The organism is Nonomuraea sp. NPDC002799 (genome assembly GCF_053592075.1).
On record NZ_JBSFVA010000019.1, the window covers coordinates 20,793 to 36,946 of the forward strand.

Below are 16,154 nucleotides of genomic sequence, written 5' to 3' on the forward strand. Positions count from 1 at the left end.
CTCCCGACCCCGATGGCTTGAGAGAAGCCCAGCCATCGGCCCCTGTCAAGCGGGCCACGCTTGATGTGTGCCGATCCCCGTCATCCGGAAAGCGGTCTCCCGCGAACCAGGTGCGTAGGACGGCCGTCGAACTCATTGGAGCGGTCCTGGCGCCCTGCCGGACCGCGCTCAGGGGAGACGCACCGGGGGCGGTGCGCGAGGGGGATCGATGAACATCGGCACTTGGCCGCGCCGGCCCGGCCGGCCTGCGGCGTTACGGGGGACGGCGCGGATCATCGCCACGGCCGTCCTGATGACCGGCGTGTGCGGCGCCGCCCTGGCGACGGCCACCACGGGAACGGTCCACACCGTGACACGGGCGGTCGCGGCGCCTGCGGCATCCTTGCCCATGGATGCCGCGTCATTACGCACGAAGGCCGCATCGATGCCCACGGAGGCGGCGCCATTGCCCACGGACGCGGCATCGTTGCCCACGGCGGCGGCGTCGATGCGCGCGGAGGCCGCGTCGTTCGAGGCGGTGCTTTCCGCGCCCGAGGAGCGGTCCGGCGTCGACTGCCGCCGCCTCAAGTGCGTGGCGCTGACCTTCGACGACGGCCCCGGGCCGCACACGGACACGCTGCTGCGCCATCTGGCGGCCCGCCGCGCGCGGGCCACGTTCTTCGTCGTCGGCCAGAACGTCACCGCCCACCCCGGCGTGCTGCGCAGGACCGTCGCGGCCGGGCACGAGATCGGCAACCACACCTGGTCGCACCCCGACCTGACCCGGCTGTCGGGCGCGGGCGTACGATCCCAGCTCGCCCGCACCGACCGGGCCGTCAAGGCCGCCACGGGCATCGTGCCGAGCCTCATCAGGCCGCCGTACGGGGCGCTCAACACGTTCGTCCGCGCTCGTACGAGCCGGCCCATGGTGATGTGGAGCGTGGACACCCTGGACTGGCGCTTCCACGACTCCGCCAAGGTGGCCAGGAAGGTGGCCAAGACGGTGCGTCCCGGCAGCATCATCCTGTTCCACGACATCCACCCGACGACGGTGCGGGCCATTCCGCGCGTGCTCAAGACCCTGTCGGCGCGCGGCTACACGTTCGTCACCGTCAGCCGGCTCTTCGGCGGCCACCCGCCGCGCCTGGCCTTCAGCGGCGCTCCACCCGGACTGCTCTGACCCACCCGGGACCGATCGCCGCCTCTCACGGAACCTTCTCTTTCTCACGGGACCTTTCTCGCTGAACCCTTCCCACTGAACCTTTCTCGCGTTCCCGGCGTATCTCCCGGTGTGAGCGGTGATCGCGCATGAACGCCGATCAGAGAGGACGCGGCACCGGCAGCAGGGACGCCGCGCAGGCCGGCCGGACCGGCCTGCGCGGGCTGCGGGCCGCGGTGTTCGCGATCGTCTGCGTGTTCGCCGCGCTGGGCATGCACGTGCTGGCCGGCGGGCCGGGCGCCCGCCTGGGGACGGTGGCCGCCGCGACGGCGGCGACCGCGGTGGGGGCGTTCGTGCTGGCCCGGCGGCGGCGGTCCTCGGGGACGCTGCTGGCCGCCTCCTTCGCGGCGCAGTACGGGATGCACCAGCTCTTCAGCTCGGGAGCCGCCGCCTTCTCCGGCCATCACGGGAGCGGGCTCTATGCCGGGATCATGATGTTGCTGGCCCATGTGCTGGTCGCGACGGTCTCGGCCTGGTGGCTGGAGCGCGGCGAGACGGCGCTGGCCACGTTGCTGATATTGCTGGCCTGCTCACTGCGGGATCTGTGGGGCCTGCTGACCGGCCGGCGCACCCCGCCCCGGCCACCCGCGCGCCCCGCGCCGGTCACGGCTGTGCGACCGGGGATCGGGGCCGGTCAGGTGCTGGCCTGGGAGTTGTGCCGCCGAGGACCGCCGTCGCGGGTGACCACCGCCTGACGTCGCCCCCTCCGGCCACGCGCTGCCATGCGTTGCCGCCGGCGCTGCCATGCGCTGGCCTCACGTGCGCTGGCCTGCGCCGGCCTGTGCTGCCATGCGCCGGCGCTCCCCTCGGCATCTCCCCGCACCACGCGCTCACCTGACCGCGTGCGCGCTCCGGAACGGAGTCCCCCATGACGTCTATCGGAACGCGGCCGGTAACCACCGTGCCCATCCGTACCCCCGCCGCCACCCAGCGCTACAGAGTCGTCTGGCGCTGGCACTTCTACGCCGGCCTGTTCGTCGCCCCCGTCCTGCTCGTCCTCGCCGTCACCGGCTCCATCTACCTGTTCAAGGAGCCGTTCGAAGCGTGGCGCTACCAGGACGTCCGCACCGTCGCGAACCCGGTGGCCGCCGCCCGGCCGCTGGCGGAGCAGATCGCGGCCGCCCAGCGCGTACGCCCGGATTCACCCGTCATGTCCGTCATCCCGCCCACATCCCCCGAGCGCACCACCCGCGTGATCCTCCAGGGCGCCGACTCCGGCCCCTGGGCGCAGGGCATCTCCGTGTACGTCCACCCCGGCACGGCCACGGTGGTAGGCCAGATCGACGACGGGGCCACGTTCATGCGCGTCGTCCGTACCATCCACGGCGAGCTGATGTCCGGCACGATCGGCGACCGCGTCGTGGAGATCGCCGCGTGCTGGGCGCTGGTCCTCGTCTGCACCGGCACCTACCTGTGGTGGAGCGGCCGGCGTACCAGGGTGAAGCCGCCGAGGTCGGGCCGTGGCCGGTTGCGCCGGCTGCACATCCTGGTCGGGCTCGGGTCGGGGGCGGTGGTCGTGTTCCTCGTCGTCTCGGGGCTGCCGTGGTCGGGCGTGTGGGGTGACGGGCTGCAGCGGATCCAGGCACGTACCGGCTCGACCGCGCCCAGCGCCGACGACTTCCCGCACACCTCGACCCCGCCCCTGTCCGGCGACCTGTCCGCGCACCCCGACGCCAAGGTGCCGTGGGCGGCGGAGCGGCTGCCCGTACCGGAGTCCGGCGGGCACGGCGCGCACGGCGGCGGCGGTGGCGCGCCACGTCTCGGCGCCCTGCCCGTCGAGGGAGCGCTGGCCGCCGCCCGGCCCGCGATCACCGGCTGTCCGCCGGCCGAGTGCGAGGTCAAGGTCCTCCTCCCGGACGGCCCGGCGGGCGTCTACACGATCGTGGCCGGCTCGCTCCGCGATCCGGCCGTCTCACGGACGCTCCACGTCGACCAGTACAGCGGCAAGGTCCTGGTCTCCTACGGCTGGAAGGAGTACGGCGTGCTGGCCAAGGCCGTCGAGCAGGGCATCGCGCTGCACGAGGGCCGCAGGTACGGCACCGCCAACCTCGTCGTGATGCTCGGCGCCTGCCTGGCGCTGATCACGCTCGTCGTCACCGGCGCGTGGATGTGGTGGAAGCGCCGCCCACGCGGCCGGGCCGGTGCGCCCGCCCGCGCCACGAGCCGGCGTACGGCCTACGGGGTGATCGCCATCATGGCGGTGCTGGGGCTGATGTTCCCGCTGGCGGGCGTGACGATGGCGGTGATACTGGCACTGGACTGGCTCGTGCTGCGCCGGGTCCCGAAGATCAAGCGGGTGCTCGGCTGAGGAGCACGGCGTTCAGTGGTGCGGGCGCAGTCCGTCGAAGAGGATGGCCAGCGTCCGGGCGCGTAACTCGAGTGTGGCGGGCATGGCGGCGCCGCTCGAATCGAGCGGCGCCGCAGGCGTGCAGGCGTGCAGGCGGGGTCAGGCCAGCAGTCCCGCGAGTGCCAGCGCGGGCTCCGGGTGCTCCGCCAGCAGTGCGTTCACCTCCTGGTGAGCCGCGCCGCCGGCCGACGGCGCCCGCCACTCCCCCGCGCACCCGAGCAGTCCGGCCACCGCGTCGCAGGCCGCCGGATGCCCCAGGAGCAGGTCCGTCACCGGCCCCGAGGCCACCGCCGAAACGGGACCGGCCGCGAGCGGTGCGGGCCGGGCCGTCCACGGCGGCGTCCAGGCGTCCACGGCGGCCAGCGAGCCGGGGAAGGTGCGCCCGGCCTCGCGGACGAGCACCGGCACCAGGTCCGGAGCCTGATCCCGCAGCGTGGTGATCAGCTTGGGCAGCCAGGGCAGCAGCACGCTGTCGGGCAGCTTGCCGAACGCCTTGGAGATCACCTCCACCACGAAGCCGGACAGCGCCGGGGCGGGCTCCATGGCCTGGACGAAGCCCATGATGTACTGCGGGAACGACGGGATGACCAGCGGGTTGGCCAGCAGCTCGTCGACGCGTGAGCGCAGCTCGGCCATCGGCAGCAGCCCGAGCTGGTGCCGTGCGGCCCACAACAGCGCCACCTTGGCCGGCGCCTCCGGATGCGACTGCCGCACCGACAGCTCAAGCTGGGCCCGGTCGCAGCCCAGCGCCAGCGCGAGGCTCTCCATCGTGAACAGGAACCCCAGCATGGCCGCCACCTGCCGCACACCGGTGTCGTCGTCCACGAACGCCGTCGGCAGCAGCGTGCAGTAGTGCGCGTAACCGGCGGTCACGAACGCCTCGCACCAGGCCGGCAGCTCCGGCTCGTTGGCGCGGTAGTAGGCGAGCAGCCGCCGGATCCGGCGCAGCACCTCCGGCGCGTCGTCCACGCTCCGCTCGGCCGCGAGCAGCTCCACGGCGCGCGCCCCGAGCTCGTCGGCGAAGCGCCGGCTGTCCAGGAAGAGCACGGCGTCCTCGACCGCCGCCAGCGCGATGGCCGCCGTGGCCTTGGGGTCCCAGACGGAGCGGCGCAGCCGCTGCTCCAGGACCTGCTCGATGGTGACGCCCTCGTAGCCGAGCTCGATGATCGAGCGCTGGTGCTTGCCGAACGCCAGGTCCCAGCTCTCCTGGATCGAGCGCTCGCCCAGCCTGCGCTCGCCCATGATGGGCCGGACGGCCTCGCGCGGCAGCAGGTAACGCAGCATCCACAGCAGGTCGGAGCAGGGCACCAGCTCGGGCGTGGCGTTGAGGTCGAGCAGCGCCCGCTGGATCGTGCGCTTCTCCAGGTCCAGCCCGAGCGGGGCGAGCCGGTCGTAGACGTTCCTGGCCAGCGGCGGCAGCGCGTCGTAGCCGACCTCGCCGACGCGGTCGCCGCCGAGCAGGATCTCGCACAACCGGGCCACGTCGCGGCGGCCCGGCACGGTGTCCTTCTCGATGCACGTGACGGCGGCGTCCTGGAAGTCGTACGGGGTCGGCCTGGCGCGGTTGCGCATCCCGGCGAGCAGGATCGAGGTCTCGAAGACCGCGATCGCGTCGGCGGTGCTGGCCAGGTAGCCGTTGCGGCGGGCCAGCCGGACGATGTCGACGCTCCAGCCGAGCAGCTCGGCCTCGTCCAGCTCGTCGAGCGCGGGCGGCTTGGACAGGAACCCGGTGAGCTGGTCGGTCACCTCCCCCTGCGGCACCGGCTTGGGCAGCTTGGCCGAGCGCTTGCGCGCGCCCTTCTGCCCGGCGAGCTGGAACGGGGTCAGGCCGCTGCGGGACAACGACTTGGCCCACGACGCCGCCGCGATCGACACCGAGCCGGCGGCCAGCCCGAACTGGGACTCGATGGCCGAATGGCTGGACGGGATGAGCCCGTACAGCCACTCGGTCGCCGTACGCGGGGTGATCTCGAAGGCGGCCGTGGACTTCAGGCCGAACTGCTCGACCCGGCTGGCGGCATGGAAGGCGCCGCAGACGTAGAGGCAGTCGGCCGGATCCGCTTCCGAGGTGGCCAGGTGCTCGCGCATCCTGGTCCACATGTAGCGTTCGCGGTCCTCGTCCGTGGCCAGCCGCCCCTCATCGGGGGTGAGGCGGCGGAACAGGCTGCCGATCAGCACCATGACCTGGCGGTAGGTGTCGTAGTCGGCCCCGGACAGGGGCTGCTCGACGTACTGGTCCCACCACTCCGACCAGTGCCGCACCTTGCCGTGGTGCAGCAGGTGCTCCTCCAGCTCGGCGAAGCGCGGGCGCAGGTCGCCGATCTCGACGCCGATCGCGTCGCCGTGCAGCCCGGCCTCTTCGTTCTTGGCCTGCTGCGGCTGCTCGCCGTCCTTGGGCGCCCACTGGAAGACGTGGTCGGTCGAACGGTCGACCAGCACCAGCTCCACGCCCGGCGTTTCGAGCGCGTAGGAGATGGCCTGGTATTCGGCCGACGCCTCCGTGATGGGCGCCACCACGCTGAGCGGCGCCCACGCCTTCGGGAAACCGTCGAGGTCGGTCGCGAACGCCTGCACCGCGACCGGCAGCCGGCAGTTGCGCAGCTCGGTGAGCAGCGGCTGCAGGTCCTCGCAGAGCTCCAGGTAGATGACCTTCGGCTGCTTCTCGCGCAGCCGCCGCACCATCGCCAGCGCCGAGGCCGGCGAGTGGTGGCAGACCGGGAAGATCTCCAGCTCCTCGCGCAGCGCCCGGTCGACGTCGTCGACCAGGCCCGACAGGATGCCGGACACGGCGACGGGACTGCCGGCGAACGTCTCGGCGGCGTCGAGGAGCTGCTCCCGGAGCGAGCCGAACGGGCTCGGCTGGTCGCTCATGACAGTGTGGAGATGGCCTCGCGGCCGCCCTCGAGGAACTCCGGCCACTCCCCGCCGTCCTTCTTGCTGCGGGGCTCGACGACGCCGTGCCAGTACTTGTTCAGGATCGCCAGGTCCTCGGGGCTGCGCCGGGCCAGCGAGCCGACCAGCGAGCCCGCGAGCGTCTGCGCGCGCAGGGTGCGGTCGCCGAAGAAGTTGCTGTGCAGGATGGCGTCCTCCAGCACGCCGATCTGCTCGGCCGTGGACAGCGCCGACTCCAGCTTCTCGTCGTCGCTGGTGGCCGACGCGGCGGCCGAACGCAGGTCGGCGAAGCTCTGCAGCAGGATGTCCAGCAGCGTGGGCGGCACGTCGAGCTCGATCTGGTGCCGGCGCAGCAGCTCTTCGGTGCGGAAGCGGACGATCTCCGCCTCGCTCTTCTTGTTGGTCACCACGGGGATGCGGACGAAGTTGAAGCGGCGCTTGAGGGCCGACGACAGGTCGTTGACGCCCCGGTCGCGGCTGTTGGCGGTGGCGATGATGGAGAAGCCGGGCTGGGCGAAGACGATGTTGTCGTCGTCGAGCTCGGGGATGGAGACGTACTTCTCGGACAGGATCGAGATCAGCGCGTCCTGCACGTCACTGGTCGAGCGGGTCAGCTCCTCGAACCGGCCGATCACGCCGTTCTCCATCGCCGTCATGATCGGCGAGGGGATCATCGACTGGCGGGACTGGCCCTTGGCGATGACCATGGAGACGTTCCACGAGTATTTGATGTGGTCCTCGGTCGTGCCGGCCGTGCCCTGGACCACGAGGGTGGAGTTGCGGGAGATGGCGGCGGCGAGCAGCTCGGCCAGCCAGCTCTTGCCCGTGCCGGGGTCGCCGAGCAGCAGCAGGCCCCGGTCGGAGGCCAGCGTCACGATGCTGCGCTCGACGAAGCTGCGGTCGCCGAACCACTTCTGCGCGATCTCGCGGTCGAGGCCGTCGGCGCGTTCGGAGCCGAGGATGAACGTCCGGATCATGCGGGGGCTGAGCCGCCACGTGAACGGCTTCGGGCCGTCGTCGACCGACTCCAGCCAGTCGAGCTCCTCTGCGTACTTCACCTCTGCGGGGGCGCGCAGCATTTCGTCACTCATTCGCGGGTCTCCTAGGTGAGGAAGTTCTTCAGCTCGACGACGAGCTTGCGGATATGGCCCGAGATCACCGGGGTGCCCAGGTCCTTGAGTTTCTGGCGGAACCACGGGTCGACGCTCGCGTTGCCGGAGCTGTTGACCGAGCCGACAGGGATGAACTTGACGCCCGAACGGTGCACCGCGTCGAAGTCGGTGATCAGCGATCGGTTGTCGTAGAAGTCGGAGATCCACACCATCACGGTGTTGCGCGGATCGGAGATCTTCGGCCTGGCGATGGCCATCGCGGCCGTGCCGTCGGTGCCGCCGCCGAGCGTCGTGCGCAGCAGCACCTCGAACGGATCGTGCACCCACGGCGTCAGGTCGAGCGCCCGGGTGTCGTAGGCCACCAGGTGCACGTCGACCTTGGGCAGCCCGGCGAAGATCGAGGCGAGGATCGTGCAGTTGACCATCGCGTCGACCATCGAGCCCGACTGGTCGACGACCACGATCAGGCGGGCCGGGGTGGTGCGGCGGGCGGTCTGCTTGTAGAAGAGCCGGTCGACGTAGAGGCGCTCGTCCTCCGGGCTCCAGTTGACGAGGTTCTTCCAGATGGTGCGGTCGACGTCGAGGTTGCGGAAGACCCGCTTCGGCGGCACCGACCGGTCGATGACGCCCACGCTGGTCTTCTCGACCTGCGTACGCAGCACCTGGGCGACCTCGTCCACGAACCTGCGGATCAGCGCCTTGGCGTTGGCCAGCGCGACGCCCGACAGGTTGGACTTGTCGTGCAGAAGCTGCTCGATGAGCGACATGCTGGGCGTGAGCTGCTTGGCCAGGGCCGGGTCGGCGAGCACCTCGCGCAGGTGCATGCGCTTGACCAGGTCGCCCTCCAGACCCGCGAGGACCGCGGCGAGCTCCTCGTTGCCCGGGGTGCGGCGCAGGCCGCCCGGCTCGCAGCCCATGCCGCGCTCGAACCAGGCCGCGTCCTTCTTCCAGCCTTCGAGCTGACCCGCGGTGACGTTGCCCGAGCCCGTCTGGAAGACGTTGAGCAGCAGCTTGGAGACCAGGGCAGCGCGGCGGACCTCGTCGCCCGCCTCGTGCTCCTTGTCGGCCATCAGGTCCTGCAGCTCCGCGCCCAGGTCGGGGAAGCGCTGCACGAGGTTGTCGACGGAGACGCCGGGGTCGAGCAGCGCGGGCGGGAGACCCAGGTCGTCGACGATGGCCACGCTCGCGGTCTCCAGCGTGGGCTGCTCGTCGGGGCCGAACAGTCTGGAGAGCAGGCGCCAGTAGAGCACCTGGCGCCGGGTCTCCTCAGGGGTTGTCTGCGACTCGGGGGTCGCCTGCGGTGCGGGGGTCGCCTGAGATGCGGGGGTCGCCTGAGATGCGGGGATTGCCTGAGGTTCGGTCATTTCCGCAGCAGCCGCCCTGCTCGCTCGCGCAGCACCGCGACCACGTCACCGGACTTGGCCTCCGCCTTGACCGCCTTGGGGTCGGTGGGGCCCATGGCCCAGTCGCCGTTGTGCGCGGTGACGGGGCTCTTCTTCACCGTGGCCAGCAGCGCGAGAGGCTGCAGCGACCACTGGCCGCCGTCCCAGCGCATCAGGCCGATGCAGGCCGAGGAGGCCTTCACCAGCGCGGGCGTGAGGGGGCCCGCCGGCGGCAACCGGTCGAGGTCGACCGGCAGCGTGTTGCCGCCCAGGTCGATCGACTGGCCGTCGCTCTTGTAGCCCTCGATGAAGACGGGCTCGGCGATGCGTACCGGATGGCGGTCGAGCGGCCGCACCGGCGCCGCGACGGCCGCGCCGAGCTGGACCCGCGCGGTCGCGAACGGGTCGGCCGCCGCGCCCGCGCGGGCCCGGTCGTCGTGCCACACCAGGTCGCCGCCGGCCAGCAGCGGCATGTCCGTGACGTCCACGCTCCGATGCTCGGCCAGCGCGCCCATGAGCACGGGGTGGCCGCCCATCAGGCGCCACACGGCCGTGCCGACGATGGTGTCGACCTTGGCCGCCGCCACACTCGTGCGGACGAGCCGGGACGGAGCCCCGCCGCCCTGCGTCTCCAGGATGCCGTGCACCTGCACCCGGACCACCGTGCCGTGCTCGTGCACGTCGGCGCCGAGGATCAGCAGCCGGCCCGACACCTGCTCGGCGCCGTCGCCCCACGGGCCCTGCTGGGCCAGCAGCAGGGCGCGCGTCCACAGGTCGGCCCATCTGCGGGCGGGCAGCCGGTCCATCGTGCCGACCGGGCTCGACGCCCGCAGCTCGGCCGCCAGGCCGTCGAGCAACACCGCCAGGCCGCGCAGCGCGGGCACCGCGAGCAGCGCCTCGATCGTCTGGTCGGCGGCGGAGACCAGGTCGTGGTCGACGCCGCGCCAGCCGGTGATGGCCAGCTCGCGCAGCCAGATCCGGCAGCCCGCGAGCAGGTTCCCCGCGCCCTCCGGCACGGTCGCGACGGACACCGTCGCGGCGGCCTCGGTCGCGGTGGGCCCGGTCACCGTGGGCCCGGTCGACGTGGGGTCCCATGTGGCGCGGGTGCGGTGCAGTGCCGTGTCGAGGTGGCCGAGCAGGGCGTCGTGCGCCGCGCCCAGCAGCGCGGCCCGCCCGCCCGCCAAGGCCGCCAGGTGCTCGTCGCCGACCGATCCGGCGGCCACCTTCGCGGCGGCCTCGCCCACCCGCTCGCCGAGCGGGCTGGCGGCCAGCGCCCCCGCCAGCGCGGCCAGCGCCGCGGCCGGCTCCTCGCCGAGCCGGGCGAACCCGTGCGTGAGCGCGCCGTCGAACCCCGCCACCAGCTCGAACGCCTCGGCGACGCCCGCAGGCGACCCGCCGAGCACCTCGCCTAACTGTACGTCGAGCATCAGCGCCCCTCCCCCTCGGTCTGTACGCCGGTCATCCGCGCACCGCCCCAGTCGCTGGGAACCAGTGCAGCTCGGTCAGCGGCTCGGTGCTGTCGGGCACCTCCAGGTAGGCCAGGTGGCGCAGGAACCTGCTGAACACCACGGCCGCCGGAGTGCGCTCGACCGGCCCCTTGACGACGTGCATCAGACTGCCGCCCTCGGGCACCTCCACCCGCAGGTAGCGGGCCACCCGATCCAGGCCGTACTGCAGGACCGCCTCGTCGGCCAGCATGTGGATGTGCTTGCACGCGTAGCCGTGCAGCGCGCCGCACGGCCGGTTGTTGTTCGTGCTGCAGCTCAGCGCGTGGGTGCCGGCGGTGATCGACGAGACGTAGACCCGCTCGATGTCGGACCCGCTCGACACGACGCCCTGCAGCCGGCCGTCGGCCAGCTCGACGAAGGGCACCTTCGCCAGCTTGCGCGGCTCGACGGGTGAAACCACCCGCACCACGCTGCGCCGCTCCCACGCGGTTGTGTCCGCGTCCACGACCTCAGAACCTCCTGCCCCAGCCGCTCGCGGGGCAGGCGGAAGTGCCCGCGCCCTTCGCGAACGGCTGATCAATGATCCGGAAACTTACCGGAGCCCACCGACAGAACAGGGCTAAACGATCAAAGCGTCCGGCCGGTCCTGCCGCCGTTCACGGACTCGGAGCAGGCGCTTCCAGGTGTTTCCCCGGGATGGGTGGGACGCCGGTGGTTGCCACGCGTTCCAGGGTCGCGGCCGTGGCGTCGGTCATCGCGTGGTGCACGCCGAGCTCTTCGAGCATCCGGGTGGCGGCGTGCATCTCGTGCACCCGGCGCCCGCTGTGCTCCCCCGCCCCCTGAAGCAGCCGGACCATGAACCGTTCGTCGGCGTCGGTGACCGTCTCCAGCAGATGCTCCCAGAACCACTCCGCCAGGCCCGCCGCCTCCGCGGCGCGCTGGGCCTCGATGGCGAGGGCGCTCAGCCCCTTCACCAGCACGCTCCGCAGCAGCTTGCGGGCGGCGGCGTCGCCGGGCGAGCCGCCGATGGGCGTCACGTCCATGCCGTGGCCGTTGGCGAACGCGGCGAACCCGTCCGCCGCCCGCCCGCTGGCGATCACCGGGGTGGCGAGGCCGCGCAGCGGGATGGGCGCCATGATCGCGCCGTCCACGGCCGTCGCGCCGACCGACTCCACCAGCTCGGCGATGCACTGCTTGTCGCCGGGAGCGCTGGTGGACAGGTCCGCGTAGATCGCCCCCGGCTTGAGGTACGGGCGCGACTCCGCGCAGGCGGTCACACTGTCGGCGCCGGTGGTCACGGCGATGACGACGTCCGCCCCGCGTACCGCGTCGGCGTTGCTCCCGACCAGCCGCACGAGACCAGCCACACCCGCCGGCGACCCGGAGGCGCCCTCCGGCGCGTCCTCTCGCGCGCCGAAGACGTCCACCGGCGTGCCGCCCGGGTAGGCGGCGCCGTTCGCCTGTGTGGCGCCCGGCGGGTACGCGGGGTCGTAGACGTGCAGGCGCGTGTGCCGTCCGAGGCCGTCGGCGAGGATGCGGCCCACCTCGCCGTACCCGAGCAGCGCCACCTGGGGACCGTCCATGAGCTCCCTCTCCGATCGATCGATACATCGTTGACAATATTGTCGCACTTCGCCCGTCCGCCAGGCCGGAAACCATACGCGTCTCCCAGATTGCGGATGAAAGTGTTGACAATCCGTCCGTACCGCTCTTAGCGTCAGCGAGTGACCTCGGCAAAGACCCCTTCTCGTACCCTCCTGGTAGTCAGCGCCCACGCGGGCGACTTCGTCTGGCGCGCGGGCGGCGCGATAGCCCTCGCCGCTCATCGCGGTGAGCGGGCCAAAGTGGTCTGCCTCAGCTTCGGCGAACGCGGCGAGTCCGCGAAGGCCTGGCGCGAGGGCCGCACGCTCGACGAGATCAAGGCCATCCGCCGGGAAGAGGCGACGAACGCGGCCGCCACCCTGGGCGCCGAGATCGAGTTCTTCGACGCGGGCGACTATCCCCTGGTCGAGTCCCCCGAGCTGGTGGACCGGCTGGTTCGCGTCTACCGTGAGCTGGCCCCCGACGTGGTGCTGACCCATCCACCGGCCGACCCGTACAACGGCGACCACCCGGCGGCGGCGCGCATGGCGCTGCAGGCGCGCGTGCTGGCGCAGGCCGCCGGCTACGAGGCGCCCGGCGACCCGCTGGGCGCGCCCCCCGTGTTCTTCTTCGAGCCGCACCAGCCGGAGCAGTGCGACTTCAAGCCCGACGTGCTGCTCGACATCAGCCCGGTCTTCGACGCCAAGCGCAAGGCGATGGAGTGCCTGCCCGCCCAGCAGCACATGTGGGACTACTACACCGACCTGGCCAAACGCCGCGGCGTGCAGCTCAAGCGCAACGCGGGCCCCAACCTGGGACTCGCGCACACCACCATGGGAGAGGCGTACATGCGGCTCTACCCGCAGGTGACGGACGTGCTCGCGTGAGGAACGTGGTCGTCACCGACATCCCGCGCGCGAGCCTCGACCGCATCGACGTCCTCGCCTCGTACGGCGTCTCGACCGTGCACGAGGCGCTCGGCCGCACCGGCTACCTGGGGCCCGGACTGCGTCCCGCCTGGCCGGGGAGCAGAACGGGCGGGAACGCGGTCACCGTGCTCTGCTGGCCGGGCGACAACCTGATGATCCACGTCGCGGTCGAGCAGTGCCAGGAAGGCGACCTTCTGGTCGTCACCACCACGTCGCCGTCCACCGACGGGATGTTCGGTGAGTTGTTCGCGACCGCCCTGCGCCATCGCGGGGTGCGCGGCGTGGTGATCAACGCCGGGGTGCGCGACGTGGCCGAGCTGCGGGAGCTGGGATTCCCCGCGTGGAGCGCGGCGGTCAGCGCGCAGGGCACCGTGAAGGCGACGCCGGGCGCGGTGAACGTGCCCGTCACGATCGGCGGCCAGGTCGTCCGCCCCGGTGACACCGTGCTCGCCGACGACGACGGCGTGCTCGTGGTGCCGCGCGCGGATCTGGAGCGGGGCATCGCCGCGGCCGCCGCCAGGGCCGAGAAGGAGGCCGCCACGCGGGCGGCGTTCCTCAAGGGCGAGCTGGGACTCGACCGGTACGGCCTGCGCGCGCGGCTGCCCGAGCTCGGCATCTCCTACGTGAGCGCCGCCGAATGGGAGCAGAACGGCGGTGCGCATGGCGCCGTCTGACGAGGGTCTGCGCTGCATGCTGATGCGCGGCGGCACCTCCAAAGGCGCCTATTTCCTGGCCGGCGACCTCCCCGGCGACCCCGGCGAGCGGGACGAGCTGCTCCTGCGCGTCCTCGGCAGCCCCGACCCCCGCCAGATCGACGGCATCGGCGGCGCGCACCCGCTGACCAGCAAGGTGGCCGTGGTGGCGGCCGCCGCCGGCCCCGGCGCCGACCTCGACTACACCTTCCTCCAGGTGGCCGTGGACGAGCCGGTCGTGTCCGTCCGCCAGAACTGCGGGAACCTGCTCGCCGGCGTGGGCCCGTTCGCCGTCGAGCGCGGCCTGATCCCGGCGGGCGGCGACCACACCGAGGCGCGCATCCGGCTGATCAACACCGGGGGCGTCGCCACCGCCCGCTTCCCCACTCCCGGCGGCCGGGTCGACTACCGGGGCGGCACCGCCATCTCGGGGGTGCCGGGGACGGCGGCGGGCGTGGTGCTCGGGTTCGAGGACACGGCCGGGTCCAGCACCGGGCGGCTGCTGCCGACGGGGCGCGAGGTGGACGTGATCGACGGGATCGAGGTGACCTGCGTCGACAACGGCATGCCGGTCGTCGTGGCGGCGGCCGGGGATCTGGGCATCACGGGGTATGAGACGTACGAGCAGCTCGCGGCCGACGAACGGCTGCTCGATCGTGTGCAGTCGTTGCGCCTGCGGGCCGGGGAGCTCATGGGGCTCGGCGACGTCTCGGCGGAGTCCGTGCCCAAGACCACGCTGGTCGCCCCGCCCAGGGACGGCGGCGCGCTGTGCACCCGCACGTTCATCCCGGTCCGGCCGCACGCCGCGATCGGGGTGCTCGGCGCGATCAGCGTCGTCACCGCCGCGCTGCTGGAGCACGGCGTGGCCCGGCGTCACGCGCGCCTCCCCGAGGGCCCCCGGGTCGTGGTCGAGCACCCGACCGGCCGCCTGGAGGTCGAGGTGGAGCTCGACCTGACCACGAGCCCGCCGACGGCGCTGCGGGCCGCCAACGTACGCACCGCGCGCAAACTCTTCGACGGGACCGTTTTCCCCCGTCCGCGCGCCGAGGAAGGATGACACCCGTGAACGCCCTGCTGCACGACGTCGCGCACATCGGCTATGTCGAACTGCTCACCCCCGAGCCGGAGCGGAGCCTGTGGTTCTTCACCGAGATCCTCGGCATGACGGCCGCCGCCACGGATGGCGAATCGGTCTACCTGCGCACCTATGACGACTACGAGCACCACAGCCTCAAGCTGACGGCCTCCGCCACCTCGGGCATCCGCGCGACGGGGCTGCGCGCCGGCAGTCAGGAGGCGCTGGAGCGCCGGGTGTCGGCCGTCAAGGACACCGGGCTGGGCATCGGCTGGCGCGACGGCGACGCGGGCCGCGGGCCGACGTACACCTTCCGCGACCCCGACGGCCACGAGATGCACCTGTACTGGGAGTCGCAGTGGTACGAGGCTCCGCAGGAATCGCGGCCGGCCCTGAAGAACCAGCCGCAGGCCTTCCCCGGCCACGGCGTGGGGGTGCGCCGGCTCGACCACGTCAACTACCTGGCCGCCGAGGCCGCCGCGAGCGGCGCGTTCGTCCGTGACGTGCTCGGGGGCCGGGTGACCGAGCAGATCATGCTCGACACCGGCCGGATCTCCGCCCAGTGGCTGCACTTCGCGAACAAGTCGTACGACCTCGTCTACACCGACGACTGGTCGGGCTCCTCGGGCCGGCTGCACCACATCGCGTTCGCCACCAACAGCCGCGAGGACATCCTGCGGGCCGCCGACATCTGCCTGGAGCAGGGCGTCTTCATCGAGACCGGCCCGCACAAGCACGCCATCCAGCAGACGTTCTTCCTGTACGTCTACGAGCCCGGCGGCAACCGCATCGAGCTCTGCAACCCGCTCACCCGGCTCATCCTGGCCCCCGACTGGCGCACGATCACCTGGACGGAGGCCGAGCGCGGCAAGGGCCAGGCGTGGGGCCTGAAGACGATCTCCTCGTTCCACACGCACGGGACGCCGCCGATCGCCGCCGGGTAACGACCTCAAGCAGCCCGGCTCGATCGATCTGAACGTTACGTATTGACGCCTTCCCAGGCTGGGGTTAGCTTCGTCTCATAATTTAAAGGAAACTTTCCTAATAGTTTCCTAGGCATCCCACCCCCCTACACCCCCCAACCGGATGTCGGAGTATCGATGAGACACAGCGTCATGAGCAAGCTCCTCGCTGGACTGGCGGCGTTATTGCTGCCCCTCACCGCGGCGGTCACCGCCCCGCCGCACGCCCTGGCCGCGGCGAGCGCCGCGTTCGCCGACTGGGCCCCGTGGACGGCCTACACGGCGGGCACGCGCGTCACCTACAACGGCGTCGAGTACGAGTGCGTGCAGAGCCACACCTCCCAGCCGGGCTGGGAGCCGCCGATCGTCCCCGCCCTGTGGAAGACCACCGGTGGCGGCGGCACCGACACCACCGCGCCGTCCGTGCCGGGCAACCTGCGCTCGACCGGCGTCACCGGCACCAGCGTCTCCCTCGCCTGGAACGCCTCAACCGACAACGTCGCCGTCACCGGCTACGAGATCTACCGAGGCACCAC

14 protein-coding genes are annotated in these 16,154 nt (G+C 72.1%); 8 read left to right on the top strand and 6 right to left on the bottom strand.

Translation table 11 applies throughout. The features are described from left to right. The first annotated feature begins 208 nt into the window (after positions 1-208). The 3 genes from ACWD0F_RS30180 to ACWD0F_RS30190 all read left to right on the top strand — a co-directional run bounded on the left by ACWD0F_RS30180 (position 209) and on the right by ACWD0F_RS30190 (position 3,506). On the top strand, positions 209-1,159 hold the full coding sequence (locus ACWD0F_RS30180) for a polysaccharide deacetylase family protein (RefSeq protein ID WP_449881208.1): 951 nt from the start codon (positions 209-211) through the stop codon (positions 1,157-1,159). Positions 1,160-1,287: 128 nt separating this feature from the next. Next, entirely contained in the window at positions 1,288-1,893 is a 606-nt protein-coding gene (locus ACWD0F_RS30185) for a hypothetical protein (protein WP_449881210.1), read from the top strand. A 173-nt stretch (positions 1,894-2,066) separates the two neighbouring features. Continuing rightward, the gene (locus ACWD0F_RS30190; protein ID WP_449881212.1) at positions 2,067-3,506 is read left to right on the top strand and encodes a PepSY-associated TM helix domain-containing protein; all 1,440 of its coding nucleotides are present in this window, start codon (positions 2,067-2,069) and stop codon (positions 3,504-3,506) included. Positions 3,507-3,644: 138 nt separating this feature from the next. Here the strand turns inward: ACWD0F_RS30190 and ACWD0F_RS30195 are convergent, their stop codons facing one another. The 6 genes from ACWD0F_RS30195 to ACWD0F_RS30220 all read right to left on the bottom strand — a co-directional run bounded on the left by ACWD0F_RS30195 (position 3,645) and on the right by ACWD0F_RS30220 (position 11,962). Next, entirely contained in the window at positions 3,645-6,416 is a 2,772-nt protein-coding gene (locus tag ACWD0F_RS30195; protein WP_449881214.1) for a DUF5682 family protein, read from the bottom strand. After that, positions 6,413-7,528 carry an ATP-binding protein gene (locus ACWD0F_RS30200; RefSeq protein WP_449881216.1) on the bottom strand — a complete coding sequence of 372 codons (1,116 nt, stop codon included), beginning with the start codon at positions 7,526-7,528 and terminating at the stop codon, positions 6,413-6,415. The genes ACWD0F_RS30195 and ACWD0F_RS30200 overlap by 4 nt, the downstream gene beginning before the upstream one ends. A gap of 11 nt (positions 7,529-7,539) precedes the next feature. After that, positions 7,540-8,799: a VWA domain-containing protein gene (locus tag ACWD0F_RS30205; protein WP_449881218.1), complete on the bottom strand. Its 1,260-nt coding sequence runs from the start codon at positions 8,797-8,799 to the stop codon at positions 7,540-7,542. Between the two features lie 110 nt (positions 8,800-8,909). Beyond that, complete coding sequence (locus ACWD0F_RS30210) at positions 8,910-10,358, bottom strand: hypothetical protein (protein WP_449881220.1); 1,449 nt, start codon at positions 10,356-10,358, stop codon at positions 8,910-8,912. A gap of 31 nt (positions 10,359-10,389) precedes the next feature. Beyond that, positions 10,390-10,884 (bottom strand): hypothetical protein, encoded by a 495-nt coding sequence (locus tag ACWD0F_RS30215; RefSeq protein ID WP_449881222.1) that lies wholly within the window; start codon positions 10,882-10,884, stop codon positions 10,390-10,392. A gap of 151 nt (positions 10,885-11,035) precedes the next feature. Then, entirely contained in the window at positions 11,036-11,962 is a 927-nt protein-coding gene (locus ACWD0F_RS30220) for a DUF1932 domain-containing protein (RefSeq protein ID WP_449881223.1), read from the bottom strand. A gap of 141 nt (positions 11,963-12,103) precedes the next feature. Between ACWD0F_RS30220 and ACWD0F_RS30225 the strand changes: the two genes are divergently transcribed. From ACWD0F_RS30225 to ACWD0F_RS30245, 5 genes are all read left to right on the top strand, one after another. After that, positions 12,104-12,847 (top strand): PIG-L deacetylase family protein, encoded by a 744-nt coding sequence (locus tag ACWD0F_RS30225; protein WP_449881225.1) that lies wholly within the window; start codon positions 12,104-12,106, stop codon positions 12,845-12,847. Next, on the top strand, positions 12,844-13,563 hold the full coding sequence (locus ACWD0F_RS30230; RefSeq protein WP_449881227.1) for a 4-carboxy-4-hydroxy-2-oxoadipate aldolase/oxaloacetate decarboxylase: 720 nt from the start codon (positions 12,844-12,846) through the stop codon (positions 13,561-13,563). Before ACWD0F_RS30225 ends, ACWD0F_RS30230 begins: the two co-directional genes overlap by 4 nt. Then, positions 13,550-14,638, top strand: a complete 1,089-nt coding sequence (locus ACWD0F_RS30235) for a 4-oxalomesaconate tautomerase (protein WP_449881229.1) — start codon at positions 13,550-13,552, stop codon at positions 14,636-14,638. Before ACWD0F_RS30230 ends, ACWD0F_RS30235 begins: the two co-directional genes overlap by 14 nt. Before the next feature lie 5 nt (positions 14,639-14,643). Next, entirely contained in the window at positions 14,644-15,600 is a 957-nt protein-coding gene (locus ACWD0F_RS30240) for a catechol 2,3-dioxygenase (protein WP_449881231.1), read from the top strand. A 171-nt stretch (positions 15,601-15,771) separates the two neighbouring features. Then, positions 15,772-16,154, top strand: a 383-nt coding sequence (locus tag ACWD0F_RS30245) for a carbohydrate-binding protein (RefSeq protein ID WP_449881233.1), incomplete at its 3' end; no start/stop codon positions are given.

Bases quoted from the DNA above. Each gene is read 5' to 3' on its own strand.
- ACWD0F_RS30200 (WP_449881216.1), bottom strand. From the start codon at position 7,528: ATGAGTGACGAAATGCTGCGCGCCCCCGCAGAGGTGAAGTACGCAGAG.
- ACWD0F_RS30190 (WP_449881212.1), top strand. From the start codon at position 2,067: ATGACGTCTATCGGAACGCGGCCGGTAACCACCGTGCCCATCCGTACC.
- ACWD0F_RS30195 (WP_449881214.1), bottom strand. From the start codon at position 6,416: ATGAGCGACCAGCCGAGCCCGTTCGGCTCGCTCCGGGAGCAGCTCCTC.
- ACWD0F_RS30235 (WP_449881229.1), top strand. From the start codon at position 13,550: ATGGCGCCGTCTGACGAGGGTCTGCGCTGCATGCTGATGCGCGGCGGC.
- ACWD0F_RS30220 (WP_449881223.1), bottom strand. From the start codon at position 11,962: ATGGACGGTCCCCAGGTGGCGCTGCTCGGGTACGGCGAGGTGGGCCGC.
- ACWD0F_RS30185 (WP_449881210.1), top strand. From the start codon at position 1,288: ATGAACGCCGATCAGAGAGGACGCGGCACCGGCAGCAGGGACGCCGCG.
- ACWD0F_RS30210 (WP_449881220.1), bottom strand. From the start codon at position 10,358: ATGCTCGACGTACAGTTAGGCGAGGTGCTCGGCGGGTCGCCTGCGGGC.
- ACWD0F_RS30180 (WP_449881208.1), top strand. From the start codon at position 209: ATGAACATCGGCACTTGGCCGCGCCGGCCCGGCCGGCCTGCGGCGTTA.